Source organism: Pseudomonas sp. P7779 (assembly GCF_013386315.1).
In the GTDB taxonomy this organism is placed as follows: Bacteria; Pseudomonadota; Gammaproteobacteria; order Pseudomonadales; family Pseudomonadaceae; genus Aquipseudomonas.
In genome coordinates, this window is record NZ_JACARZ010000020.1 from 65,877 (window position 1) to 88,197 (window position 22,321).

Annotated in this window: 24 protein-coding genes; 17 read left to right on the forward strand and 7 right to left on the reverse strand. The window is 60.3% G+C overall.

What is annotated here, in order from left to right:
- Window positions 1-10 precede the first annotated feature (10 nt).
- Together HX869_RS07665 and HX869_RS07670 are read left to right on the forward strand one after the other, a co-directional pair.
- Complete coding sequence (locus HX869_RS07665; protein WP_003214889.1) at window positions 11-442, forward strand: OsmC family protein; 432 nt, start codon at window positions 11-13, stop codon at window positions 440-442.
- 182 nt (window positions 443-624) lie between these two features.
- Window positions 625-864 carry a DUF1161 domain-containing protein gene (locus HX869_RS07670; protein WP_003214887.1) on the forward strand — a complete coding sequence of 80 codons (240 nt, stop codon included), beginning with the start codon at window positions 625-627 and terminating at the stop codon, window positions 862-864.
- Here the strand turns inward: HX869_RS07670 and HX869_RS07675 are convergent, their stop codons facing one another.
- Window positions 865-1,287, reverse strand: a complete 423-nt coding sequence (locus HX869_RS07675; RefSeq protein ID WP_032899915.1) for a hypothetical protein — start codon at window positions 1,285-1,287, stop codon at window positions 865-867.
- 142 nt (window positions 1,288-1,429) lie between these two features.
- On the opposite strand from HX869_RS07675, the gene HX869_RS07680 reads away from it, so the two are divergent.
- Window positions 1,430-2,485, forward strand: a complete 1,056-nt coding sequence (locus HX869_RS07680; RefSeq protein WP_178902943.1) for an aminopeptidase — start codon at window positions 1,430-1,432, stop codon at window positions 2,483-2,485.
- A gap of 96 nt (window positions 2,486-2,581) precedes the next feature.
- Here the strand turns inward: HX869_RS07680 and HX869_RS07685 are convergent, their stop codons facing one another.
- Complete coding sequence (locus HX869_RS07685; protein ID WP_178902944.1) at window positions 2,582-3,235, reverse strand: HAD family hydrolase; 654 nt, start codon at window positions 3,233-3,235, stop codon at window positions 2,582-2,584.
- 11 nt (window positions 3,236-3,246) lie between these two features.
- Complete coding sequence (locus tag HX869_RS07690; RefSeq protein WP_087694561.1) at window positions 3,247-3,789, reverse strand: gamma carbonic anhydrase family protein; 543 nt, start codon at window positions 3,787-3,789, stop codon at window positions 3,247-3,249.
- A 54-nt stretch (window positions 3,790-3,843) separates the two neighbouring features.
- On the opposite strand from HX869_RS07690, the gene prlC reads away from it, so the two are divergent.
- Window positions 3,844-5,943, forward strand: coding sequence for an oligopeptidase A (gene prlC / locus HX869_RS07695; RefSeq protein WP_173406107.1), 2,100 nt, complete (start codon window positions 3,844-3,846; stop codon window positions 5,941-5,943).
- Entirely contained in the window at window positions 5,940-6,212 is a 273-nt protein-coding gene (locus HX869_RS07700) for a YheV family putative zinc ribbon protein (protein ID WP_003214872.1), read from the forward strand. Before prlC ends, HX869_RS07700 begins: the two co-directional genes overlap by 4 nt.
- Before the next feature lie 27 nt (window positions 6,213-6,239).
- On the opposite strand, the gene HX869_RS07705 is transcribed toward HX869_RS07700, so the two are convergent.
- The gene (locus HX869_RS07705; RefSeq protein ID WP_177022430.1) at window positions 6,240-6,926 is read right to left on the reverse strand and encodes a tyrosine-protein phosphatase; all 687 of its coding nucleotides are present in this window, start codon (window positions 6,924-6,926) and stop codon (window positions 6,240-6,242) included.
- Between the two features lie 284 nt (window positions 6,927-7,210).
- Between HX869_RS07705 and HX869_RS07710 the strand changes: the two genes are divergently transcribed.
- The 3 genes from HX869_RS07710 to HX869_RS07720 are packed head-to-tail and all read left to right on the forward strand — an operon-like array spanning window position 7,211 to window position 11,034.
- Window positions 7,211-7,951: a gluconate 2-dehydrogenase subunit 3 family protein gene (locus HX869_RS07710; protein WP_177028118.1), complete on the forward strand. Its 741-nt coding sequence runs from the start codon at window positions 7,211-7,213 to the stop codon at window positions 7,949-7,951.
- 2 nt (window positions 7,952-7,953) lie between these two features.
- Entirely contained in the window at window positions 7,954-9,738 is a 1,785-nt protein-coding gene (locus tag HX869_RS07715) for a GMC family oxidoreductase (RefSeq protein ID WP_003214867.1), read from the forward strand.
- Between the two features lie 12 nt (window positions 9,739-9,750).
- Entirely contained in the window at window positions 9,751-11,034 is a 1,284-nt protein-coding gene (locus HX869_RS07720; RefSeq protein ID WP_178902945.1) for a cytochrome c, read from the forward strand.
- 54 nt (window positions 11,035-11,088) lie between these two features.
- Here the strand turns inward: HX869_RS07720 and HX869_RS07725 are convergent, their stop codons facing one another.
- On the reverse strand, window positions 11,089-11,274 hold the full coding sequence (locus HX869_RS07725) for a hypothetical protein (RefSeq protein WP_173406106.1): 186 nt from the start codon (window positions 11,272-11,274) through the stop codon (window positions 11,089-11,091).
- Window positions 11,275-11,561: 287 nt separating this feature from the next.
- Here HX869_RS07725 and HX869_RS07730 point away from each other — a divergent pair, with 287 nt between their 5' ends.
- From HX869_RS07730 to HX869_RS07740, 3 genes are all read left to right on the forward strand, one after another.
- A complete protein-coding gene (locus tag HX869_RS07730; RefSeq protein WP_003214861.1) occupies window positions 11,562-12,620 on the forward strand; it encodes a PA0069 family radical SAM protein in 1,059 nt (352 codons plus the stop codon).
- Between the two features lie 196 nt (window positions 12,621-12,816).
- On the forward strand, window positions 12,817-13,548 hold the full coding sequence (locus tag HX869_RS07735; RefSeq protein WP_076013306.1) for a carbonic anhydrase: 732 nt from the start codon (window positions 12,817-12,819) through the stop codon (window positions 13,546-13,548).
- An 85-nt stretch (window positions 13,549-13,633) separates the two neighbouring features.
- On the forward strand, window positions 13,634-15,181 hold the full coding sequence (locus HX869_RS07740; protein ID WP_178902946.1) for a SulP family inorganic anion transporter: 1,548 nt from the start codon (window positions 13,634-13,636) through the stop codon (window positions 15,179-15,181).
- Window positions 15,182-15,310: 129 nt separating this feature from the next.
- Here HX869_RS07740 and HX869_RS07745 read toward each other — a convergent pair whose 3' ends face one another.
- The gene (locus tag HX869_RS07745; protein WP_178902947.1) at window positions 15,311-15,958 is read right to left on the reverse strand and encodes a hypothetical protein; all 648 of its coding nucleotides are present in this window, start codon (window positions 15,956-15,958) and stop codon (window positions 15,311-15,313) included.
- 368 nt (window positions 15,959-16,326) lie between these two features.
- On the opposite strand from HX869_RS07745, the gene coxB reads away from it, so the two are divergent.
- The 4 genes from coxB to HX869_RS07765 all read left to right on the forward strand — a co-directional run bounded on the left by coxB (window position 16,327) and on the right by HX869_RS07765 (window position 20,718).
- Window positions 16,327-17,454, forward strand: a complete 1,128-nt coding sequence (gene coxB / locus HX869_RS07750) for a cytochrome c oxidase subunit II (RefSeq protein ID WP_003214854.1) — start codon at window positions 16,327-16,329, stop codon at window positions 17,452-17,454.
- 58 nt (window positions 17,455-17,512) lie between these two features.
- Window positions 17,513-19,102 (forward strand): cytochrome c oxidase subunit I, encoded by a 1,590-nt coding sequence (gene ctaD, locus HX869_RS07755; RefSeq protein ID WP_008439614.1) that lies wholly within the window; start codon window positions 17,513-17,515, stop codon window positions 19,100-19,102.
- Between the two features lie 141 nt (window positions 19,103-19,243).
- Window positions 19,244-19,795, forward strand: a complete 552-nt coding sequence (locus tag HX869_RS07760; protein WP_102367829.1) for a cytochrome c oxidase assembly protein — start codon at window positions 19,244-19,246, stop codon at window positions 19,793-19,795.
- 35 nt (window positions 19,796-19,830) lie between these two features.
- Window positions 19,831-20,718: a cytochrome c oxidase subunit 3 gene (locus HX869_RS07765; RefSeq protein WP_003214849.1), complete on the forward strand. Its 888-nt coding sequence runs from the start codon at window positions 19,831-19,833 to the stop codon at window positions 20,716-20,718.
- Between the two features lie 6 nt (window positions 20,719-20,724).
- Here HX869_RS07765 and HX869_RS07770 read toward each other — a convergent pair whose 3' ends face one another.
- The gene (locus HX869_RS07770) at window positions 20,725-20,928 is read right to left on the reverse strand and encodes a twin transmembrane helix small protein (RefSeq protein WP_010168612.1); all 204 of its coding nucleotides are present in this window, start codon (window positions 20,926-20,928) and stop codon (window positions 20,725-20,727) included.
- Between the two features lie 84 nt (window positions 20,929-21,012).
- On the opposite strand from HX869_RS07770, the gene HX869_RS07775 reads away from it, so the two are divergent.
- Window positions 21,013-21,756 (forward strand): SURF1 family protein, encoded by a 744-nt coding sequence (locus HX869_RS07775; protein ID WP_177122400.1) that lies wholly within the window; start codon window positions 21,013-21,015, stop codon window positions 21,754-21,756.
- A complete protein-coding gene (locus HX869_RS07780; RefSeq protein ID WP_023659276.1) occupies window positions 21,722-22,321 on the forward strand; it encodes a hypothetical protein in 600 nt (199 codons plus the stop codon). The genes HX869_RS07775 and HX869_RS07780 overlap by 35 nt, the downstream gene beginning before the upstream one ends.

The following is a 22,321-nucleotide window of genomic DNA, read 5'->3' on the forward strand; positions in this document are numbered from 1 at the left end:
GGAGACCGCTATGAGTATTGTTAAAAAAGCATCCGCGCATTGGGAAGGCGACCTGAAGACTGGCCTGGGTTCCATTTCCACCGAAACCGGCGTTCTGCGTGAAGCGCCTTACGGCTTCAAGGCCCGTTTCGAAGGTGGCAAGGGCACCAACCCTGAAGAACTGATCGGCGCAGCCCATGCCGGTTGTTTCTCCATGGCGTTTTCCATGATTCTCGGCGATGCCGGGCTCAAGGCCGACAGCATCGACACCCAGGCCGAAGTGACCCTGGACCAAGTGGACGGTGGCTTTGCGATTACTGCCGTGCACCTGACCCTCAAGGCGAAGATCCCGGGCGCCAGCCAGGCGCAGTTCGATGAGCTGAGCAAAAAGGCCAAGGAAGGATGCCCCGTGTCCAAGGTACTGAATGCAACCATTACCCTGGATGGCACCCTCGTTAATTGATCGACCCTTGTAGGAGCGAGCTTGCTCGCGAAGCGCTCAAAGGCGCCGCGCTCTTCCAGGCGGCACGCGTTATCGTTGACGTTTTTCGCGAGCAAGCTCGCTCCTACACGTTCAGGTATGGTCGAATAGCCGATTGCAGACTCAGCGCACACCCGTGCGCGTGCATTCAGGGAGCTTCACACATGAAACGTATTGCCTTGGCGGTTATCTGCTGTGCACTGGCCACGTCGGCGCTGGCGGCGCCAAAAGATTGTGAAGAGCTCAGGAAGGAGATCGAGGTCAAAATCCAGGCGAATGCCGTTCCGTCCTACACCCTCGAAATCGTCACCAAGGAAGAAGCTGACAAGCACGACAGCGCCATGGTTGTCGGCAGCTGTGAGAATGGCACCAAAGCCATCGTCTACCAGAAGAACAACGACTGATCAGATGCAGTTGACGCTACGTTCTTCGGCCAGCAATTGACCCGCTTTGTTGTACAGCCGGATATTCGGGTTGTAGCCCAGTGAGCGCCCTTCCAGGCGATAGCGCTGGCCCGCCTCGAAACGGTCGTATTGCAGGGTCATGAAGCAGGTACGGTCAGTGGTTTGGCCAAACCCGCCGAAACTGCCGCCGGTAGGCACCTCGAAATCAAAACGTACCATCAGCTCATGGCTGCCAGGCGGCACCTGGAAGAAGCGCCCGTCGTTCAGGTTTTTCCCGTCCAGGCGTTGCGCCATTACCAGCTTGGCGCCGGGTGTCGGGGTAGCGAAGTCGACCCAGGCCTGGTGTGGATCAACCGGCGGTAGTGGCGTCGACGCACAGGCACTGAGAAAAATCGCGGCGACGGGAAGCAGTAGCTGACGCATGTTAAGCACTCAACTGTAGGAATGGTTTTTTGAACGGCTGCGTTCGGCAGCACGCTCCCTATGAGTATAAACACGCCACGCCATGGAAAAATTCCCCACAGGCGAGATAGTCTGGCGGGATGGTTACCGGCGAGAGGTTTTAATGGTCAGGCGTTTGCTTCCCGGCTTGATGCTGCTGTTGCTCAGTGGCTGTTCCAGCGTCAGTTATTACAGCCAACTGGCAGACGGCCAATGGCAATTGCTGCGTGCCCGGGAGCCGGTCTCCGCGGTCGTCGCCGACCCGTCCCGGCCACAGGTGCTGCGCGAGCACTTGGCGCAATCGCAGAAAGCCCGCACCTTCGCCAGCGAACACCTGCACCTGCCGGATAACCAGAGTTACCGGCTGTATGCCGATATCGGCCGTCCTTACGTGGTCTGGAACGTGTTCGCCACGCCTGAATTTTCCCTGTCCCCGCAAACCCACTGCTTCCCGATTGCCGGTTGCGTGGCCTATCGCGGCTACTACAACCAGGGCGCCGCACGCGGCCAGGCGGCTTTGTTGAAGCAGCAAGGGATGGATGTGTCGATTGGCGGCGTGGAGGCCTATTCCACCCTCGGCTGGTTCAACGACCCGATCATGAGTTCGATGATGAGCTGGGGGGACGAGCGCCTGGCCACGCTGATTTTTCATGAGCTGGCGCACCAGCGGTTTTATGTGAAGGACGACACCGAGTTCAACGAGTCGTACGCCACCTTCGTCGAGCAGGAAGGTACCCGGCAATGGCGCGCCGCCCAAGGCTTGCCGCCTGCCAGCGAGTCGGCGCTGAAACAGCGCGACCAGTTCACCCGGCTGGTGCTCGATACCCGCAAACGCCTGGAGCAGTTGTATGCGCAGCCGCTGGCGGCAGATGCCATGCGCCAGGCCAAGGCCGCTGAATTCGAGCGCCTGCGCAGTGACTACCGGCACATGCGCGATAGCCAGTGGGGTGGCGACAAGCGTTATGACGCCTGGGTCAACCTGCCGATGAACAACGCAAGGTTGCTGCCGTTTGGCCTGTATGACCAGGGGGTACCGGCGTTCGCCGCACTGTTCCGGCAGGAAGGCGGGGATTGGGCGAGGTTTTTTGTCGCGGTGGAGAAGCTGGGCGGGTTGCCGGTGGATCAGCGCAAGGCGGCCCTGAGGGCGTTGGAGGGATCCGGGCAAGTGGTTGGCCGGTAGGGCCTCATCGCGGGCAAGCCCGGCTCCCACATTTGACTGAGTTGTCTTGGCCGACCGTGATCAAATGTGGGAGCTGGCTTGCCTGCGATAGCGCATTCAAGGCCGTTGCAAAAACGCCTGATGCAGCTCGGCCAATGTTTCAAAATGCCAGGTCGGCGCCTCGGCACTCAGCTCTTCATGGCTGCCAAACCCATAACCCACCGCCGCCGAATCCAGCCCATTGCTGCGGGCCCCGATCAGGTCGTGCTTGCGGTCGCCAATCATCAAGGTGCTGGCCGGGTCCAGGCTTTCTTGCGCCATCAGGTGGGCAATCAGCTCGACCTTGTTGGTGCGGGTGCCGTCCAGCTCGCTGCCGTAGATCACCTTGAAGTGCTTGGCGAAATCAAAATGCCGGGCGATTTCCCGGGCAAATACCCAAGGCTTGGACGTGGCCACATACAGCTGGCGGCCCTGGCCATTCAATTCCTCAAGCAGCGGCATCACGCCGTCGAACACGCGGTTTTCGTACAGGCCGGTGACCTTGAAGCGCTCGCGGTAGAAATTCACCGCCTCCCAGGCCTTGGCTTCGTCGAAGTCATAAAACTGCATGAACGCTTGCAGCAGCGGCGGGCCGATGAAGTGCTCAAGTTTGGTCAGGTCCGGCTCATCGATCCCCAGTTTGGCGAGGGCGTACTGGATCGAGCGGGTGATGCCTTCGCGCGGGTCGGTGAGGGTGCCATCGAGGTCGAACAAAACGGTCTGGTAATGCATGGGTGTCCTTGTCATTGGTCGAAGCCTTCGGCCAGGTGCAGGTCTTTGAGCTTTACGTAGTTCGCGGCGCTGTAGGTGAAAAATGCGCGTTCCTTGTCAGTCAGCGGGCGGATTTGTTTAACCGGGCTGCCAACATACAAAAAACCGCTTTCAAGTTTCTTGCCCGGCGGCACCAGGCTGCCGGCGCCGATGATCACCTCGTCTTCCACCACGGCGCCGTCCATCACAATGCTGCCCATGCCGATCAGGACCCGGCTGCCTACCGTGCAGCCATGCAGCATGACCTTGTGGGCAATGGTCACATCGTCGCCGATCAGCAGCGGGAAACCATCAGGATTGAAGGGGCCTGCGTGGGTAATGTGCAGCACGCAGCCGTCCTGCACGCTGGTGCGCGCACCGATGCGGATGCGGTGCATGTCGCCGCGGATCACCGTCAGCGGCCATACCGAGCTGTCGGTGCCGATTTCGACGTCGCCGATCACCACCGCCGATGCATCGACGAAAGCCCCGGCGGCCAGGGCCGGCGTGTGATTCTGGTAGGTGCGAAGGGTCACGATAGGCTCTCTCTCTTCTGCTGATAGCTGCGGTGGGCGTTGATTGTAATTAAGATGGCCCCATCTTTGTTCTTACATGTTTCTTCAGCCAAGGTGCCAACCGTGAGCGCGAACAACCCTCTTCTGCAGTCCTACGACCTGCCGCCGTTCTCGGCGATCCGTGCCGAGCACGTACAGCCGGCCATTGAACAGATCCTCGCCGACAACCGCGTCGCCATCGAAGGCATCCTGCAAAGCCAGGGTAAAAATCCGACCTGGGCCGGGCTGGTCCTGGCCATGGACGAACTCAATGACCGCCTGGGTGCCGCCTGGAGCCCGGTCAGCCACCTGAATGCCGTGTGCAACAGCGCCGAACTGCGAGAAGCCTACGAGGCGTGCCTGCCGGCACTGAGCGCCTACTCCACCGAGATGGGCCAGAACCGCGAGTTGTTCCAGGCCTTCGACGCCCTGGCCAACAGCCCGGAAGCCGCCGGCTTCGACGTGGCGCAAAAAACGATTCTGGAACACTCCCTGCGGGACTTCCGTCTGTCGGGTATCGATTTGCCGCCTGAGCAGCAAAAGCGTTATGCCGAAGTGCAGAGCAAGCTCTCCGAACTGGGCAGCAAGTTCTCCAACCAATTGCTCGATGCCACCCAGGCCTGGACCAAGCACGTCACTGACGAAGCAACCCTTGCCGGCCTGACCGATTCCTCCAAGGCGCAAATGGCTGCGGCTGCCCAGGCCAAGGGCCTCGACGGCTGGCTGATCACCCTGGAATTCCCAAGCTACTACGCGGTGATGACCTACGCCCACGACCGCGCCCTGCGTGAAGAAATCTACGCAGCCTACTGCACCCGCGCGTCGGACCAAGGCCCGAATGCCGGTCAGAATGATAATGGCCCGGTCATGGAACAGATCCTCGACCTGCGTCAGGAGCTGGCGCAACTGCTGGGCTTCGCCTCGTTCTCCGAGCTGAGCCTGGCCACCAAAATGGCCGAGTCCAGCGACCAGGTGCTGAGCTTCCTGCGTGACCTGGCCAAGCGCAGCAAGCCGTTTGCCACCCAGGACCTGCAACAGCTCAAGGCCTATGCCGCCGAACAAGGCTGCGCGGACCTGCAAAGCTGGGACAGCGGTTTCTACGGCGAAAAACTGCGTGAGCAGCGTTACAGCGTTTCCCAGGAAGCCCTGCGCGCCTACTTCCCGATCGACAAGGTACTCAGCGGCCTGTTCGCCATCGTGCAACGCCTGTATGGCATCGAGATCGCCGAGCAGAAAGGCTTCGACACCTGGCACCCGGATGTTCGCCTGTTCGAAATCAAGGAAAACGGCCAGCACGTCGGCCGCTTCTTCTTCGACCTGTATGCCCGCGCCAACAAGCGTGGGGGTGCCTGGATGGACGGCGCCCGTGACCGTCGCCGCACGGTTGATGGCGTGCTGCAAAGCCCGGTGGCCAACCTGGTGTGCAACTTCACCCCGGCCGACAGCGGCAAGCCTGCCCTGCTGACCCACAATGAAGTGACCACGCTGTTCCACGAATTCGGCCACGGCCTGCACCACCTGTTGACCCGTGTCGAGCACGCCGGCGTGTCCGGCATCAACGGCGTGGCCTGGGATGCGGTGGAGTTGCCGAGCCAGTTCATGGAGAACTGGTGCTGGGAGCCGGAAGGCCTGGCGCTGATTTCCGGTCACTATGAAACCGGTGAGCCGCTGCCTCAGGACCTGCTGGAAAAAATGCTCGCGGCGAAGAACTTCCAGTCCGGCCTGATGATGGTTCGCCAGTTGGAGTTCTCGCTGTTCGACTTCGAGCTGCACGCCACCCACGGCGATGGCCGCAGCGTGCTGCAGGTGCTGGAAGGTGTGCGTGATGAGGTGTCGGTGATGCGTCCGCCCGCCTACAACCGCTTCCCCAACAGCTTCGCGCATATCTTCGCTGGCGGTTACGCCGCGGGTTACTACAGCTACAAGTGGGCGGAAGTGCTGTCGGCCGATGCCTTTTCCAAGTTCGAAGAAGATGGCGTACTCAATGCCGAGACTGGCCGAGCGTTCCGCGAGGCGATCCTGGCCCGTGGCGGTTCCCAGGCACCGATGGTGCTGTTCGTCGATTTCCGCGGACGGGCGCCGTCGATTGACGCACTCTTGCGCCACAGCGGCCTGAGTGAGGACGCGGCAGCATGAGTGAAGCACCTGTGAAAACCAAAAAACGCTTTATCGCCGGGGCAGTCTGCCCGGCGTGCAGCGAGCCGGACAAGTTGATGATGTGGAGCGAGGACGATGTTCCGCACCGCGAATGCGTGGCTTGCGGCTATTCCGACACGCTGAATGAACAAGGTCTGTCAGTGCCCAAGGAATTGGGTACGCGGGTCAATACGTCGGCGTTGAAAGCACCGGACCCCAAGGTGCAAGCGGTGCAGTTCTTCCCTAATCCGAAGCTGAAGAAAGACTGATCGTGAAGCGCTCCCTGGGTTGATGGCTCAGGGAGCGACCACCCAGGCGGTTTTTTCCTCGGCCGGGTCTTTGGCGTTTTCCGCGGTATTCAGCCAGCTTTTCATCGAGCACAGCGCAAAGGCGCTGGTGCTGCATTCGCCGTTGGCCAGTGCGGTGCGTAACTTGTCGACATCGGCCCTCATCATGTAGCGAACACCGTCCTTGAAGCCGCTACTGGCGCCAAAGCCGCCCAAGGTCATTTCGTTCAGCGCATCTTCCTTGCTCCATCCCTGAATCACCACCCGATACATCGCCGCCACCAGGCCAGTGCGGTCGGAGCCGTGTTTGCAGTGCATCAGCACCGGGCCGTTGGCTTCGGCATCCTGAATCGCACGCAACGCTGCGAGCACATCGGCGTCATCGACATGGTTGGTGCGATAGGACAATTGCACCTGGTTGATACCGGGTGATTTCAGCCACTTGGCATCGGACTCGGGCAGAAAGTTGATCACCGTACCGATCTTGAGCTTTTCCAATACAGGAACAGCACCGCTATCCGGCAGCGCGCTGCGATAGAGCGTGGGCGTCATTTGATACAGGTTGTATTGATTGCCCACCGGCTGGGCCCATTCCAACGAACGAATGGGCGTGAGCTCTTCGGCCTGGGACGGTGCGGTGGTGAACAGCGCCATGAACACGAGGCTGACGGCAGGCAGCAATTGATTCTTGAACATGCGCGATGTAACCGAATAGGGAAGGGGCTGATGGGGCCCAGATTCGCCTACAGGGGGTCAATGCCGTGTGAGGTACTCGTCAAAGAATCGTGAATAAGCCGGCTCCGGGCAGATTTTTTCGCGCTGAAACGATTTTCCCCAATCCTTAGCCTGCTATCCTTTGTAACTATTGATTGCTGCTGTGTTCTATCCCCTTGGGTCCTTTGGATCCCATTTACTGCCAAAACTATAAGTCGTTCCTCGAAGCGGCTGATAAATCCGTGACCACATGATGAGGTGCCACCATGTCTGATCAAGATCAAGACAACCCCCGGCGTGAGTTTTTACGCAAATCCTTGACCTTGATCCCCGTGGTCACTGTCGCCAGCACGGGCCTGGGCGGTTCGATGCTGATGGCGGTTCCCGAACCGGCTCAAGCCAGCCCGGAGAAGGCGCCCGTCAGCAGCAAGGCCTATGAGCCGAGCTATTTCACTGGCGAGGAATGGGCCTTTATCAACGCGGCCGTTGCGCGCCTGATCCCGGCGGACGACCAGGGCCCAGGCGCCCTGGAAGCCGGCGCGCCGGAATACATCGACCGTCAGATGAACACGCCGTACGCGGCGGGTGCCCTGTGGTTCATGCAAGGCCCGTTCAATGCCGACGCGCCGCCTGAAATGGGCTGGCAGAGCAAATTGGTGCCCAAGGAGATCTATCGCCTGGGCATCGCTGCCACGGATGCCTGGTCGAAAGCGATGAACGGTAAGCTATTTGCCGAGCAAGACAGCGCTACCCAGGAAAAGTTGTTGCAGCGCCTGGAGGCCGGCGACGCGCAGTTCGACAGCGTCCCGCCGAAGATTTTCTTCAATCTGTTGCTGCAAAACACCAAGGAAGGGTTCTTTTGCGACCCGGTCCACGGTGGCAACAAAGGCATGGTCGGCTGGACCATGATCGGCTTCCCCGGCGCCCGCGCCGATTTCATGGATTGGGTTGAACGCAACGAGCAATACCCCTTCCCGGCTGTTTCGATCCGTGGCGAGAGGGCGTAAACGTGGCGACCATCATGAAGAAAGTGGATGCAGTGATTGTCGGCTTCGGCTGGACCGGCGCGATCATGGCCAAGGAGCTGACGGAAGCAGGCCTCAACGTGGTAGCGCTGGAGCGCGGCCCGATGCAGGACACCTACCCGGACGGCAACTATCCCCAGGTCATCGACGAACTGACCTACAGCGTGCGTAAAAAGCTCTTCCAGGACATCTCCAAGGAAACCGTGACCATTCGCCATAGCGTGAATGACGTGGCGATGCCCAACCGCCAACTGGGCGCTTTCCTGCCTGGCAACGGTGTCGGCGGTGCAGGCCTGCACTGGTCCGGCGTGCACTTTCGGGTGGACCCGATCGAGTTGCGCATGCGCAGCCATTACGAAGAGCGCTACGGGAAAAACTTCATTCCCAAGGACATGACCATCCAGGATTTCGGCGTCAGCTATGAAGAGCTGGAACCATTCTTCGACTATGCCGAAAAAGTCTTCGGCACCTCCGGGCAAGCCTGGACGGTGAAGGGCCAGTTGGTGGGCGAAGGCAAGGGCGGCAACCCTTACGCACCGGATCGCTCCAATCACTTCCCGCTGGAATCGCAGAAGAACACCGTCTCTGCACAGCTGTTCCAGAAGGCCGCCACGGCCGTGGGGTACAAGCCCTACAACCTGCCTTCCGCGAATACATCGGGGCCGTACACCAACCCTTACGGCGCCCAGATGGGCCCGTGCAACTTCTGCGGCTTCTGCAGCGGTTATGTCTGCTACATGTATTCCAAGGCTTCGCCGAACGTGAACATCCTGCCGGCCTTGCGCCAGGAACCCAAGTTCGAACTGCGGCCCAATTCCCACGTGCTGAAGGTCAATCTCGACAGCACCAGGAGCAAGGCGACCGGCGTGACGTATGTCGACGCCCAGGGGCGGGAATGCGAGCAGCCGGCGGACCTGGTGATCCTCGGTTCCTTCCAGTTCAACAACGTGCGCCTGATGCTGCTGTCGGGCATCGGCAAACCCTACGACCCGATCTCCGGTGAGGGCGTGGTGGGCCGCAACTTCGCCTACCAGAACATGGCCACCATCAAGGCGTTCTTCGACAAGGACGTGCACACCAACAACTTCATCGGTGCCGGCGGCAATGGCGTGGCGGTCGATGACTTCAACGCCGACAACTTCGACCATGGGCCGCACGGCTTTGTGGGCGGCTCGCCGATGTGGGTCAACCAGGCGGGCAGCCGGCCGATTGCGGGCACCTCCAACCCGCCGGGCACGCCGGCCTGGGGCAGTGCGTGGAAGCGCGCCACGGCTGATTACTACACTCACCAGGTGTCGATGGATGCCCATGGCGCCCACCAATCCTACCGTGGCAACTACCTCGACCTGGACCCGGTTTACCGCGATGCCTACGGCCTGCCGCTGCTGCGCATGACCTTCGACTGGCAGGAAAACGACATCAAGATGAACCGCTTCATGGTCGAAAAAATGAGCAAGATCGCCGAAGCGATGAACCCCAAGGCGATTGCCTTGCTGGGCAAAAAGGTGGGCGAGCACTTCAACACCGCGTCTTACCAGACCACCCACCTCAACGGTGGCGCGATCATGGGCACCGACCCGAAAACCAGTGCCTTGAACCGCTACCTGCAGTGCTGGGACGTACACAACGTGTTTGTCCCGGGCGCTTCCGCGTTCCCACAAGGCTTGGGCTACAACCCTACGGGCCTGGTGGCGGCATTGACCTACTGGTCGGCGCGGGCAATTCGCGAGCAGTACCTGAAAAACCCCGGCCCACTGGTTCAGGCATAAGGAGCGATGACCATGAAAGCATTTGTTATCGCGTCCCTGGCTTTGTTCAGCAGCTGCTCGGTGAGTGCGGCTGAAACCGATCTGGTCAAACAGGGTGAATACCTGGCTCGCGCCGGTGACTGCGTGGCCTGCCACACCGCCAAGGGCGGCAAGCCGTTCGCCGGTGGCCTGCCGATGGAAACCCCGATCGGCACCATCTACTCCACCAACATCACCCCGGACAAAACCGGCCTGGGCGACTACAGCTTCGAAGACTTCGACCAGGCCGTGCGCCATGGCGTCGCCAAGAACGGTAGTACGCTTTACCCGGCGATGCCCTACCCGTCCTACGCGCGGGTCAGCGAAAGCGACATGCAGGCGCTGTACGCGTACTTCATGAAGGGCGTGGAGCCGGTGGCGCAGGTGAACAAGGACAGCGACATTCCCTGGCCGTTGAGCATGCGCTGGCCGTTGGCCGGATGGCGCTGGATGTTTGCGCCCAAGGTCGAGGACTACCAGGCCCAGGCGGGCGCCGATCCGGTGATCAGCCGTGGCGCGTATCTGGTGGAAGGCCTCGGCCACTGCGGCGCTTGCCACACACCACGGGCCCTGACCATGCAGGAAAAATCCCTGAGTGCGTCGGATGGCAGCGCTTTCCTGTCCGGCAGTGCGCCGCTGGAAGGCTGGATTGCCAAAAGCCTGCGGGGCGACCACAAGGACGGCCTGGGTAGCTGGAGCGAGGACCAACTGGTGCAATTCCTCAAGACCGGGCGCAGTGATCGCAGCGCGGTGTTTGGCGGCATGAGCGACGTTGTGGTCCACAGCATGCAGTACATGTCGGAAGAGGATCTGACGGCTATCGCCCGTTACCTCAAGAGCTTGCCGGCGGTGGATCCCAAGGATCAGCCGCACCAATACGAAAAGCAGGTCGCCGATGCGCTGTGGAAGGGTGATGACAGCAAGCCGGGTGCCTCGGTGTACATCGACAACTGCGCGGCGTGCCACCGTACCGACGGCCACGGCTACACCCGCGTGTTCCCGGCGCTGGCGGGCAACCCGGTGCTACAGACGGCGGATGCGACCTCGTTGATCAACATCGTGTTGAACGGCGGCACGTTGCCGGCGACGCATACGGCACCTTCGACTTTCACCATGCCGGCGTTTGCCTGGCGGCTGTCGGATCAGGAAGTGGCGGATGTGGTCAGTTTCGTTCGGGGCAGTTGGGGTAATAAGGGAGAGCCTGTAAAGGCTTCGCAAGTGAAAGACTTGCGAAAAGATGCAGTAACTACCGAAGCTGATCAAACTTCAGAGAAGTAGTGTCAGTTGCCAGGTTTATAGTTTTATATATAAGCCTGGCAACTAGCCGATTAATTATCGAGGGGCGCAGGTTTTTACAAAGCTATTCGCCATGTTCAGGAAGATGGTCTTGTCCTGTTCATCGAAGTCGCCGTCGTTATCCAGGTCGGTGGTGGTGGAGGTGGTGTCGTAGTGCCCGTCCCTGTTGGAGGAAGAGGCATACATGGCGTAGGACAGTTTACCGTCGGTAAAGCGCTCCATTAATACTTCCGGGCTGTTATCTTTTTCAAAGTCTTCGCATGTAAAGCGTAGTTCATCCTGAGACATAAATATCCTGTAGGTGGTAATGAGTTAAGTTGTGATCATAGCGATGTGTTAATAACTTTATCCATGTCACATATGTCGCGATTTATTTCTTGTTTGGTTACATGTAGGAAGGTGTCATTCCGTTCGTGCGAAGGTCGATGCTAGACCGCGCCGCCCAGTGGTGCTGGTGAAAAGCGATCTTCTCGAATACTGTATATGGATACAGTTTATGAGGTCTGACTATGAATGTCCCTTTGCCGCCTCGCGGGCGCGGCACGGCCACCAACCTGCACAACCGTTTTGCGCCCACCGTCAGCGTGGCGGAAGACGACGGTTGGTATCAGGAAGTGCCACAGACCCAGGGCACCGAAGTCCGTATCGAAACCGCGAAAACCATCATTACCCGCAACAGCTCGCCGGATATCCCGTTTGACCGGGCGATCAACCCGTATCGCGGCTGCGAGCATGGTTGTATCTACTGCTATGCGCGGCCCAGCCACGCGTATTGGGACCTGTCGCCGGGGCTGGACTTCGAAACCAAGCTGATCGCCAAGACCAACGCCGCCGACGTGCTTGAGCAGCAACTGTCGAAACCGGGCTACACCTGCGCGCCGATCAACCTGGGCTCCAACACCGACCCGTACCAGCCCATCGAGCGCGAGTACAAGATCACCCGGCAAACCCTCGAAGTTCTGCTGCGCTACCGTCATCCGGTGACGATCATTACCAAGGGCTCGCTGATCCTGCGGGACCTCGACCTGCTGACCGAGTTGGCGCAGCAGCGGCTGGTGGCGGTGATGATCAGCCTCACCAGCCTGGACGACGAACTCAAGCGCATCCTCGAACCGCGCACGGCTGCACCCAAGGCCCGGCTGCGGGCGATCCGGGTGATGCGTGAGGCGGGGATACCGGTAGGCGTGTTGTGTTCGCCGATGATCCCGATGATCAACGACAGCGAGCTGGAAAGCCTGCTGGCCGAAGCTCATGCCGCGGGGGCACAGAGCGCGGCGTACATGATGCTGCGTTTGCCTCTGGAGGTGGCGCCGCTGTTTGAGGAATGGCTGGCGGCCCATTACCCGCAGCGCGCGGCCCATGTGATGAGCCTGGTGCGGCAGGTGCGCGGCGGTGAGGTCTACGACAGCCGCTTCGGTGTACGCATGCGTGGCGAAGGGCCGTTTGCCGATTTGCTGGCGCAACGTTTCGCCAAGGCGATCAAACGATTGGGGCTCAACCGACGGGAAGGGTTTAATCTGGACTGCACGGCGTTTTGTCCGCCGGGCAGACAGATGGCTTTATTGTAAACTGCTGGATAAGCGTACTTTTCTGTAGCAATAGTCGCGTTTTGATATCACTGAAAGCCCTGATCTAGAGCGGTTCATTCAGTTTGAGTTAAGTTTCGGCGGGTACCTTGTTCATCGAGTGACTAATGAGTCGGCGTTTCAGTTCGGGCGCCGGCCGCACTGGAAAACTCCCCTGCTCCAACCAAGAGGATGAATTATGAGTGACAAGGATAAACAGCCGTTGGCTGCGTCGGCTTCAGCCCCTCACGAGGCGGAATCCGCCGATGCAGCGCTGCAGCACATCGTTGAAGGCTTTTTGCATTTCCATAACGAGATCTTCCCCCAGCAGGAAGAGCTCTTCAAAAAACTCGCCACGGCCCAGAGCCCGCGGGCGATGTTCATTACCTGTGCCGACTCGCGCATCGTTCCCGAGCTGATCACCCAAAGCTCCCCTGGGGATTTGTTCGTGACCCGTAACGTCGGTAACGTCGTGCCCCCTTATGGGCAGATGAACGGCGGTGTTTCCACGGCTATCGAGTACGCCGTACTGGCCCTTGGTGTGCAGCACATCATCATTTGCGGCCACTCCGACTGCGGCGCCATGCGCGCGGTGCTCAACCCCCAAAGCCTGGAAAAAATGCCCACGGTAAAGGCCTGGCTGCGCCACGCCGAGGTCGCCAAGACCATGGTCCAGGACAACTGCGATTGCGCCAACGAACACGAAAGCATGCACGTGCTGACCGAAGAAAACGTGATCGCCCAACTGCAGCACCTGCGCACTCATCCCTCCGTGGCCTCGCGCATGGCCAACGGGCATTTGTTTATCCATGGCTGGGTCTACGACATCGAGACCAGCGAAATCAGGGCCTACGATGCGGATCAGGCAGCGTTCCTGCCCTTGAACGGTACCCAGCCGATTCCATCCGCGACGCCTAAAGCGCGCTTCTAAAACAATCCCCTGTCGGGTAACGCGATGGCTGCCATTCGAGCAGCCAGGCTTTGCCACGCCCGGCGAATGCCTCGGGAGAGTCATTATGCGTGCTGCTCAATTGAAAGCTGTGCTGCCACGGGAGCTGCTGGCTTCCGTGGTTGTGTTTCTGGTCGCCCTGCCGCTGTGCATGGGGATCGCCATCGCGTCCGGAATGCCTCCGGCCAAAGGCTTGATCACCGGGATCATCGGTGGCCTGGTGGTCGGTTGGCTGGCGGGGTCGCCGTTGCAAGTCAGCGGTCCGGCGGCAGGTTTGGCGGTGTTGGTGTTCGAGCTGGTTCGCCAGCATGGCATGGCCATGCTCGGGCCGATCCTGTTGCTGGCGGGCTTCCTGCAATTGGTGGCTGGGCGTTTGCGCCTGGGCTGCTGGTTTCGCGTGACTGCGCCTGCAGTGGTGTACGGGATGCTGGCGGGGATCGGGGTGCTGATTGTCCTGTCGCAGGTACACGTGATGCTCGACGGTGTGCCAAAGCCCTCGGGGCTGGATAACCTCGCCGGCTTCCCTGCGGCACTGATCCAGGCGATCCCCACATTGGGCGGCGGGCTCGGCTGGCAGGCCGGTTTGCTCGGGCTGTCGACGATTATGGTGATGTGGCTGTGGGACAAGTTCCGCCCGCAAAAGCTGCGCTTCGTCCCCGGCGCCCTGCTCGGCGTGGGTCTGGCGACAGCCACCAGCCTGGTGCTGGCGTTGCAGGTCAAGCGGGTGGAGGTGCCGGAAAATCTCGCGGATGCCATCGATTGGCTGCGCCCCAGCGACCTGTTGAACCTGGCGGATCCCAATCTGTTGATCGCGGCCTTCGCCGTGGCATTTATCGCCAGCGCTGAAACGCTGCTTTCGGCGGCGGCAGTCGACCGTATGCACAGTGGCCAGCGTTCCGACTTCGACAAGGAATTGTCGGCACAAGGTGTGGGCAACATGCTGTGTGGCCTGGTCGGCGCCCTGCCGATGACCGGTGTGATCGTGCGCAGTTCGGCCAACGTCCAGGCCGGCGCTACCACGCGTTTGTCGGCGATGTTCCACGGCTTGTGGCTGCTGGCGTTCGTGCTGTTGCTGTCCAGTGTGCTGCAAAGCATTCCGGTGGCAAGCCTGGCGGGTGTGCTGGTGTACACCGGGATCAAGCTCGTGGACATGAAGGCGTTTCGTGGCCTGGCGCGCTACGGGCGAATGCCGATGTTTACCTACGCGGCGACGGCGCTGGCGATCATCTTTACCGACCTGCTGACGGGTGTGTTGGTGGGCTTCGGGGTGACGCTGGTGAAGCTGGCGTTCAAGGCCTCACGCTTGAAGATAAGCCTGATCGACCTGCCGCAGGAGGGCGAGATGGAGCTGCGATTGACGGGGGCCGGGACCTTTCTCAAGGTGCCTGCATTGACCCAGGTGCTGTCGACGGTACCCGCCGGGACCACCTTGCATGTGCCGCTCAGTAACCTGAGTTATATCGACCACTCCTGCCTTGAGCTATTGGAGGAATGGGGTCGGGCCAATGCGGCCAAGGGCTCGAAGCTGATGATCGAGGCGCGGGGGTTGAAGCGCAGGTTGGAAGGACGGGTAAGAACGACGACCGGAATAGGCTCGGCGCCGTCTGTTGGCTGACGAAACCGGATCAAAATGTGGGAGCGGGCTTGCTCGCGAAGGCGCAGTGTCAGTCACTGAATGTGTTTCTGATACACCGCTTTCGCGAGCAAGCCCGCTCCCACATTGGATCTTTGCAAGCCGGCAAATCTAAGCTGGCTGGTCCAGCTCAAGACCCACGCCCAACTGCCGCGACAGGCACGGCCAGCGCTTCCAAGCCGCTTCCGTGTCCGGGCTCTTGAGCTTGTCGCGGTAGGCTTCGACCGACTCCAGCGCAAAACTCTCCTCGTTAAGCATCTCATCCACCGCGTGGTGCACCGCCTCATCCAGCTGATTGGCAAACACCTCGCCGATCAATTGGTGGGCAATCACGTTCGCCACAGTGGTATCCAGCGGAATCAACGGCTGGCCGAAGTGCTTGATATACAGATCGTTGACCTCTTCCACCAGGCGATGCGCCAGGTAAGCCTCATCCAGCAAACCGTCCAGGCCTTCATGCCCGGCCAGGATCGCCGGCGGCTGCAGGAAGAAATGCTCGGCGATTTTCAGCACCGGTTTGATCTGGCTTTCAATACCGGCTTCGCGGGCGACATCGTTGGCCGCGTCCAGCAGATCGGGGACCTGGTCGATGTAGGCGCTTACAAAACGCGTCATCACGCCCTTGGCGTCGACGTCAGGCACGGAAATCGCCGGGTGCAGGTGCGGTAACTGAACTTCCAGCTGCTGAGCAAGCTGGCCAGTGCTGGATTCGTGTTGATGGGCACGGGAAATCTGCTCGCGCAATGCGGCGGTGTTCATGAAAGCTCCAGTGATGCAGGCGTAGGAAATAGGGAGAGCATAAGGTAGCTCGTTTATACGAGAGCCTAAGACGCATTTGTCATAATTATTTCATGGTTATGCGCTGGCGTTATATCAAATTGCCATCGTTCGTCGGATAACGCGCGCCACCGGTCCTGTTGTGTGGTCCGTTTCCTCATTTTCGTTCATTTGCCCGATCACATTGCGGGGTGGCGGTCGCTGTCTATACTCGATTTTGTACGCAATTAGCTGATGACGCCCGACTGCATGAGCAGGCAAGGCCTGGCGGTTGTAAGCAGTATGGAAGCCGCTCCCTTGGCCGCAGGTGCAAACCGGCGGGATAACAAGAATGATAAGGGGAACCCGCAATGACGCGACATCCACATGTTTGGATGGGCCTCCTGTTGTGGTCAGTATTCGGCCAGGCGCAAGCCGCCTGGACAACGAATATGGCGCCAGGGGCCACTGAAGTCAGTCACGCCGTGTTTGACCTGCACATGACCATTTTCTGGATTTGTGTGGCGATTGGCATCGTCGTGTTTGGCGCGATGTTCTGGTCGATGATCGTTCACCGGCGCTCCACGGGACAGGTGGCAGCCAAGTTCCACGAGAGTACGACGGTGGAGATTCTCTGGACCGTGGTGCCCTTGCTGATCCTGGTGGCGATGGCCATTCCGGCCACCAAGACGCTGATCAACATCTACGACAGCACTGAGTCGGATATCGATATCCAGGTCACCGGCTACCAGTGGAAGTGGCATTACAAATACCTGGGCCAGGATGTCGAGTTCTTCAGCAACCTGGCCACGCCCGCCGAGCAGATCCATAACCAGGCCGTCAAAGGCGAGCATTACCTGTTGGAAGTCGACCAGCCGCTGGTGCTGCCGGTGGGTGCCAAGGTGCGTTTCCTGGTGACCGCTGCGGACGTGATTCACTCCTGGTGGGTGCCGGCGTTTGCGGTGAAGCGTGATGCGATTCCCGGCTTCGTCAACGAGGCCTGGACCCGCATCGAAAAGCCCGGCATCTATCGCGGCCAGTGCGCCGAACTGTGCGGCAAGGACCACGGCTTCATGCCCATCGTGGTGGAGGTCAAATCCAAGGCCGACTACGACACCTGGCTCGGCGAGCGTAAGGAAGAGGCGGCCAAGCTCAAGGAGCTGACCTCCAAGGAATGGACCCTGGATGAGCTGGTGGCCCGTGGCGACAAGATCTACCACACCACCTGCGTCGCCTGTCACCAGGCCGAAGGCCAGGGCCTGCCGCCGATGTTCCCGGCGCTCAAGGGCTCGCCGATTGCCACCGGGCCCAAGGAAGACCACCTGCACCGCGTGTATTTCGGCAAGCCCGGCACCGCCATGGCGGCGTTCGGCAAGCAACTGTCGGAAGTCGATATCGCGGCGGTCGTGACCTATGAACGTAACGCCTGGGGCAACAACAAAGGCGACATGGTCACGCCTAAAGACGTGCTGGCTCTGAAACAGGCGGAAAGCAAATGACTTCCTTCATTGCATATTCCCTGAACCGTCCCGCCCACTCGTTCGCAGGAGAAAGGCCATGAGCGCTGTGATCGATGACCACGGTCATGCCGGTGACCACGCTCACGGCCCCGCCAAGGGCCTGATGCGTTGGGTACTGACCACCAACCACAAAGACATCGGCACGATGTACCTGTGGTTCAGCTTCTGCATGTTCCTGCTTGGTGGCTCGTTTGCCATGGTGATCCGTGCCGAGCTGTTCCAGCCGGGTTTGCAGATCGTCGAGCCGGCGTTCTTCAATCAGATGACCACCATGCACGGCCTGGTGATGGTGTTCGGTGCGGTGATGCCAGCGTTTGTCGGCCTGGCCAACTGGATGATCCCGTTGATGATCGGCGCGCCCGACATGGCCCTGCCGCGCATGAACAACTTCAGTTTCTGGCTGTTGCCGGCGGCGTTCCTGATGCTGGTTTCCACCCTGTTCATGCCCGGCGGCGGGCCGAACTTCGGCTGGACCTTCTACGCCCCGCTCTCCACCACCTACGCGCCGGAAAGCGTGACGTTCTTCATCTTCGCCATCCACTTGATGGGCATCAGTTCGATCATGGGCGCGATCAACGTGGTCGCCACCATCCTCAACCTGCGCGCTCCCGGCATGACGTTGATGAAAATGCCGCTGTTCGTCTGGACCTGGCTGATCACAGCCTTCCTGCTGATCGCGGTGATGCCGGTGCTGGCGGGCTGCGTGACCATGATGCTGATGGACATCCACTTCGGCACCAGCTTCTTCAGTGCCGCCGGTGGCGGTGACCCGGTGCTGTTCCAGCATGTGTTCTGGTTCTTCGGCCACCCCGAGGTGTACATCATGATCCTGCCGGCGTTCGGTGCCGTCAGCTCGATCATCCCGACCTTCTCGCGCAAGCCGCTGTTCGGCTACACCTCGATGGTGTACGCCACGGCGAGCATCGCGTTCCTGTCGTTCATCGTGTGGGCGCACCACATGTTCGTGGTGGGCATCCCGCTGGTGGGCGAGCTGTTCTTCATGTACGCCACGCTGCTGATCGCGGTGCCCACGGGCGTGAAAGTGTTCAACTGGGTCAGCACCATGTGGCAAGGCTCGCTGACCTTCGAGACGCCGATGCTGTTCGCGGTGGCCTTCGTGATTCTGTTCACCATCGGCGGTTTCTCCGGGCTGATGCTGGCCATCGCCCCGGCGGACTTCCAGTACCACGACACCTACTTCGTGGTGGCGCACTTCCATTACGTACTGGTGCCTGGGGCGATCTTCGGGATCTTCGCCTCGGCCTACTACTGGCTGCCGAAATGGACCGGCCACATGTACGACGAAACCCTGGGCAAGCTGCACTTCTGGCTGTCGTTCGTGGGGATGAACATGGCGTTCTTCCCGATGCACTTCGTAGGGCTTGCCGGCATGCCGCGTCGGGTGCCGGACTACAACCTGCAGTTCGCCGACTTCAACATGGTCTCTTCCATCGGTGCCTTCACCTTTGGCGCGACGCAGATCTTCTTCCTGTTCATCGTCATCAAGTGCATCCGTGGCGGCCCGCCTGCGCCGGCCAAGCCGTGGGATGGCGCCGAAGGGCTGGAGTGGAGCATTCCTTCGCCCGCGCCGTACCACACCTTCACCACGCCACCGGAGGTCAAATGAACACCTCCCTATCCTGTGGGAGCTGGCTTGCCTGCGATGGCATCACTTCGGTGTACCTGAAAGACCGAGTTGCCAGCATCGCAGGCAACCCAGCTCCCACAGAAAGGCCATTCGCAGAACATTCATTCGCAGGTGGCCGCCATGCTTGAGTCCGTGCCTATCAAGCGCCTGGTCACGCGCCTGCTGATCCTGGTGGTGGCGATGTTCGCCTTCGGGTTTGCCCTGGTGCCGATCTACGACGTGATGTGCAAGGCGTTCGGCATCAATGGCAAGACCGCCGGGCAGTACGAAGGCGAGCAGGTGGTGGACCCGACGCGGCAGGTGCGGGTGCAGTTCCTGTCCACCAATGCCATCGATATGGTCTGGGAATTCCACTCCAAGGCCGACGAGGTGGTGGTCAATCCCGGCGCAGTCACCGAGATGCTGTTCGTGGCCTACAACCCCACCGACAAGGCGATGACCGCCCAGGCGGTGCCGAGCATTTCGCCGGCCGAGGCGGCGATGTACTTCCACAAGACCGAGTGTTTTTGCTTCACCCAGCAAGTGCTACAGCCAGGTCAGCGCATAGAGATGCCGGTGCGCTTCATTGTCGACCGCGACATGCCCAAGGATGTGAAGCATTTGACCCTGGCGTACACGCTGTTCGATATCACCGCGCGCCAACCGCCCGTGGCTGTCCATACCGGCGGCTAGGCGTTGCTTGCGGGCTCGATTAGGAGAACGAATACATGTCGACTCATGATACGTACTACGTACCAGCGCAAAGCAAATGGCCCATAATTGCTACGTTGGGGATGCTGATCACGGTGTTCGGATTGGCGACCTGGTTCAACGATTTGAAGGCCGCACGCCCGGAATCCCACGGCCCGCTGATCTTTTTCGTCGGTGGTTTGCTGCTGGCCTACATGATGTTTGGCTGGTTCGGCGCGGTGATCAAGGAAAGTCGCGCCGGTTTGTACAGTTCGCAGATGGACCGCTCCTTTCGCTGGGGCATGACCTGGTTCATCTTTTCCGAAGTGATGTTCTTCATCGCGTTTTTCGGTGCGCTGTTTTATGTGCGGCACATGTCGGCGCCGTGGCTGGCGGGCGAAGGCCACAAGGGCATCGCGCACATGCTGTGGCCGAACTTCGAATTTGCCTGGCCGCTGCTGAACAATCCTGACCCGAAAATGTTTCCGGCGCCCAAGGGCACCATCAGCCCGTGGGGCTTGCCGCTGATCAACACGATCTTGCTGGTCAGCTCCAGCGTGACCATCACTATCGCCCACCATGCCTTGCGCAAAGGCCATCGCGGCGCACTGAAGATCTGGCTGGCGATCACCGTGTTGCTGGGTTGGGCGTTTCTCGGGTTCCAGGCCGAGGAATACATCCATGCCTATAAGGAGTTGGGCCTGACCCTGGGTTCCGGCGTGTACGGCGCGACCTTCTTCATGCTCACCGGCTTCCACGGTGCCCACGTGACCATCGGCACGATCATTTTGTTTGTGATGCTGATGCGCATCCTGAAGGGGCATTTCAACAACGAACACCAGTTCGGGTTCGAGGCGGCCAGTTGGTATTGGCACTTTGTGGACGTGGTGTGGATCGGGCTGTTTTTCTTCGTTTACGTTCTTTGAGGTGTTTCACCAGGGCGCATGAGATACCAGTTGGCCGCTGAAGAAACCCCAGGTGATCAACCCCAGGGTGATCACGGCCAGCACCACACGCACGGTCAAGGCAGTGACGAGGCGGTTGGAGTTGCCCTCGTCCTTGACCAAGAAGAACAAGCCACTGAACAGGCTCACGACGGTAGCAATCAGCATCAGGGCAATGGCTGCTTTGAGCATGGTGGGCTCCGGGGCTCTTTTTTGGAGGGGGCGAGCAATGAGATTCAGTATAGCCAGCGCAGCACCGACCTCTGCGGCAATGCCATGAAACCCTTTCGCCCCGGTATTGCGCCGACGCTGGTGGTACTCGTGCTGCTGCCGTTACTGGTATTTCTCGGCTTTTGGCAGCTGTCTCGCGGTCACGAAAAACAGGCGCTGCTGGACACTTACGCCGAGCGCCGCGCTGCCGAGCCCATGAGCAGTACGCAACTGCAGGCCACCGAAGATCCGGCGTTCCGTCGTGTGCATTTGCGCGGGCAGTTCGATGCCGAGCACAGCGTGTTGCTGGATAACCGCTTTCGCGACGGCAAGGTCGGTGTGGAGCTACTGCAACCTTTCCATGATCAGGCCAGCGGCGAGTGGCTGTTGCTCAATCGTGGCTGGCTGCCCTGGCCGGACCGCCGTGCACCGCCGGTTTTCACCACTCCCGAACAACTGTTGAATCTCGACGCCTGGGTCTATGTGGCGCCTGGCGAGACCTTCCAGTTGCATGCCGATCCGGCGGGCGCACAGTGGCCACGATTGTTGACCGCGCTGCATCCCGCAGCGCTGTGGACCGAGTTGGGTCGCAGCGGATTCGCCTATGAAGTGCGGGCTGAAGCGGGCCCGGCCACCTACGAAACCAGCTGGCCCGTGGTCGCCATGGGCCCGGAAAAACACCTGGGCTACGCCGTGCAGTGGTTCGCCATGGCGGTGGCGCTGTTCGGCCTTTACCTCTACCTCGGATGGCACAACACAAAAAAGGAGAAGCGCCATGGGAGCGGCCATGAATCCACTCAACATGTCTGACACGCCGGCAGCGCCCAATCGGCGCAAGGGCCGTTGGCAACTGATCCTGATCCTGCTGATGGTGGTCGGCCCGATGGTGCTCGCCACCTTTATGTACAAATTGCAGTTCTGGGTGCCGGACAGCCGCAGTTACCACGGCGAGATGATCGGCAATGGCCAGACCCGTGCCGACATTGGCGTGCAGGCTGACGAAGACCGCTGGCAACTGCTGGTCACCGCGCCCACCGCCTGCGCCGCCGACTGCCAGCAACTGGTGTACCTCGCACGCCAACTCCAGATCGGCCTGGGCCGTGATGCCTCCCGCGCCAGCCACGCCCTGGCCAGTGCGCAGCCGGTCAGCACCGCGTATGACGCCAAACTCAAGGCCGAATACCCGCAACTGCAACGCTATTCCCTGGACCTGTCGACCTTCAACAAAGACGCCGCCGCCCAAGGCAGCGGCGATGCCCAGCTGTGGATCGTCGACCCCCACGGCAACCTGGTGCTGCGCTACGACGCCCGGGTCAAGGGCAAGGACCTGCTCAACGACCTGCGCCTGCTGCTGAAACTGTCGAACATCGGATAA

What these genes read in the sequence shown, in the direction of transcription:
- HX869_RS07780 (WP_023659276.1), top strand. Translation starts at nt 21,722, where the DNA reads ATGGGAGCGGCCATGAATCCACTCAACATGTCTGACACGCCGGCAGCG.
- HX869_RS07765 (WP_003214849.1), top strand. Translation starts at nt 19,831, where the DNA reads ATGTCGACTCATGATACGTACTACGTACCAGCGCAAAGCAAATGGCCC.
- HX869_RS07745 (WP_178902947.1), bottom strand. Translation starts at nt 15,958, where the DNA reads ATGAACACCGCCGCATTGCGCGAGCAGATTTCCCGTGCCCATCAACAC.
- HX869_RS07685 (WP_178902944.1), bottom strand. Translation starts at nt 3,235, where the DNA reads ATGCATTACCAGACCGTTTTGTTCGACCTCGATGGCACCCTCACCGAC.
- HX869_RS07670 (WP_003214887.1), top strand. Translation starts at nt 625, where the DNA reads ATGAAACGTATTGCCTTGGCGGTTATCTGCTGTGCACTGGCCACGTCG.
- HX869_RS07725 (WP_173406106.1), bottom strand. Translation starts at nt 11,274, where the DNA reads ATGGAGCGCTTTACCGACGGTAAACTGTCCTACGCCATGTATGCCTCT.
- HX869_RS07675 (WP_032899915.1), bottom strand. Translation starts at nt 1,287, where the DNA reads ATGCGTCAGCTACTGCTTCCCGTCGCCGCGATTTTTCTCAGTGCCTGT.
- HX869_RS07740 (WP_178902946.1), top strand. Translation starts at nt 13,634, where the DNA reads ATGCGTGCTGCTCAATTGAAAGCTGTGCTGCCACGGGAGCTGCTGGCT.
- prlC (WP_173406107.1), top strand. Translation starts at nt 3,844, where the DNA reads ATGGCCCCATCTTTGTTCTTACATGTTTCTTCAGCCAAGGTGCCAACC.
- HX869_RS07705 (WP_177022430.1), bottom strand. Translation starts at nt 6,926, where the DNA reads ATGTTCAAGAATCAATTGCTGCCTGCCGTCAGCCTCGTGTTCATGGCG.
- HX869_RS07760 (WP_102367829.1), top strand. Translation starts at nt 19,244, where the DNA reads ATGCTTGAGTCCGTGCCTATCAAGCGCCTGGTCACGCGCCTGCTGATC.
- HX869_RS07680 (WP_178902943.1), top strand. Translation starts at nt 1,430, where the DNA reads ATGGTCAGGCGTTTGCTTCCCGGCTTGATGCTGCTGTTGCTCAGTGGC.
- coxB (WP_003214854.1), top strand. Translation starts at nt 16,327, where the DNA reads ATGACGCGACATCCACATGTTTGGATGGGCCTCCTGTTGTGGTCAGTA.
- HX869_RS07735 (WP_076013306.1), top strand. Translation starts at nt 12,817, where the DNA reads ATGAGTGACAAGGATAAACAGCCGTTGGCTGCGTCGGCTTCAGCCCCT.
- HX869_RS07710 (WP_177028118.1), top strand. Translation starts at nt 7,211, where the DNA reads ATGTCTGATCAAGATCAAGACAACCCCCGGCGTGAGTTTTTACGCAAA.
- HX869_RS07665 (WP_003214889.1), top strand. Translation starts at nt 11, where the DNA reads ATGAGTATTGTTAAAAAAGCATCCGCGCATTGGGAAGGCGACCTGAAG.
- HX869_RS07720 (WP_178902945.1), top strand. Translation starts at nt 9,751, where the DNA reads ATGAAAGCATTTGTTATCGCGTCCCTGGCTTTGTTCAGCAGCTGCTCG.
- HX869_RS07770 (WP_010168612.1), bottom strand. Translation starts at nt 20,928, where the DNA reads ATGCTCAAAGCAGCCATTGCCCTGATGCTGATTGCTACCGTCGTGAGC.
- HX869_RS07730 (WP_003214861.1), top strand. Translation starts at nt 11,562, where the DNA reads ATGAATGTCCCTTTGCCGCCTCGCGGGCGCGGCACGGCCACCAACCTG.
- HX869_RS07775 (WP_177122400.1), top strand. Translation starts at nt 21,013, where the DNA reads ATGAAACCCTTTCGCCCCGGTATTGCGCCGACGCTGGTGGTACTCGTG.
- HX869_RS07700 (WP_003214872.1), top strand. Translation starts at nt 5,940, where the DNA reads ATGAGTGAAGCACCTGTGAAAACCAAAAAACGCTTTATCGCCGGGGCA.
- ctaD (WP_008439614.1), top strand. Translation starts at nt 17,513, where the DNA reads ATGAGCGCTGTGATCGATGACCACGGTCATGCCGGTGACCACGCTCAC.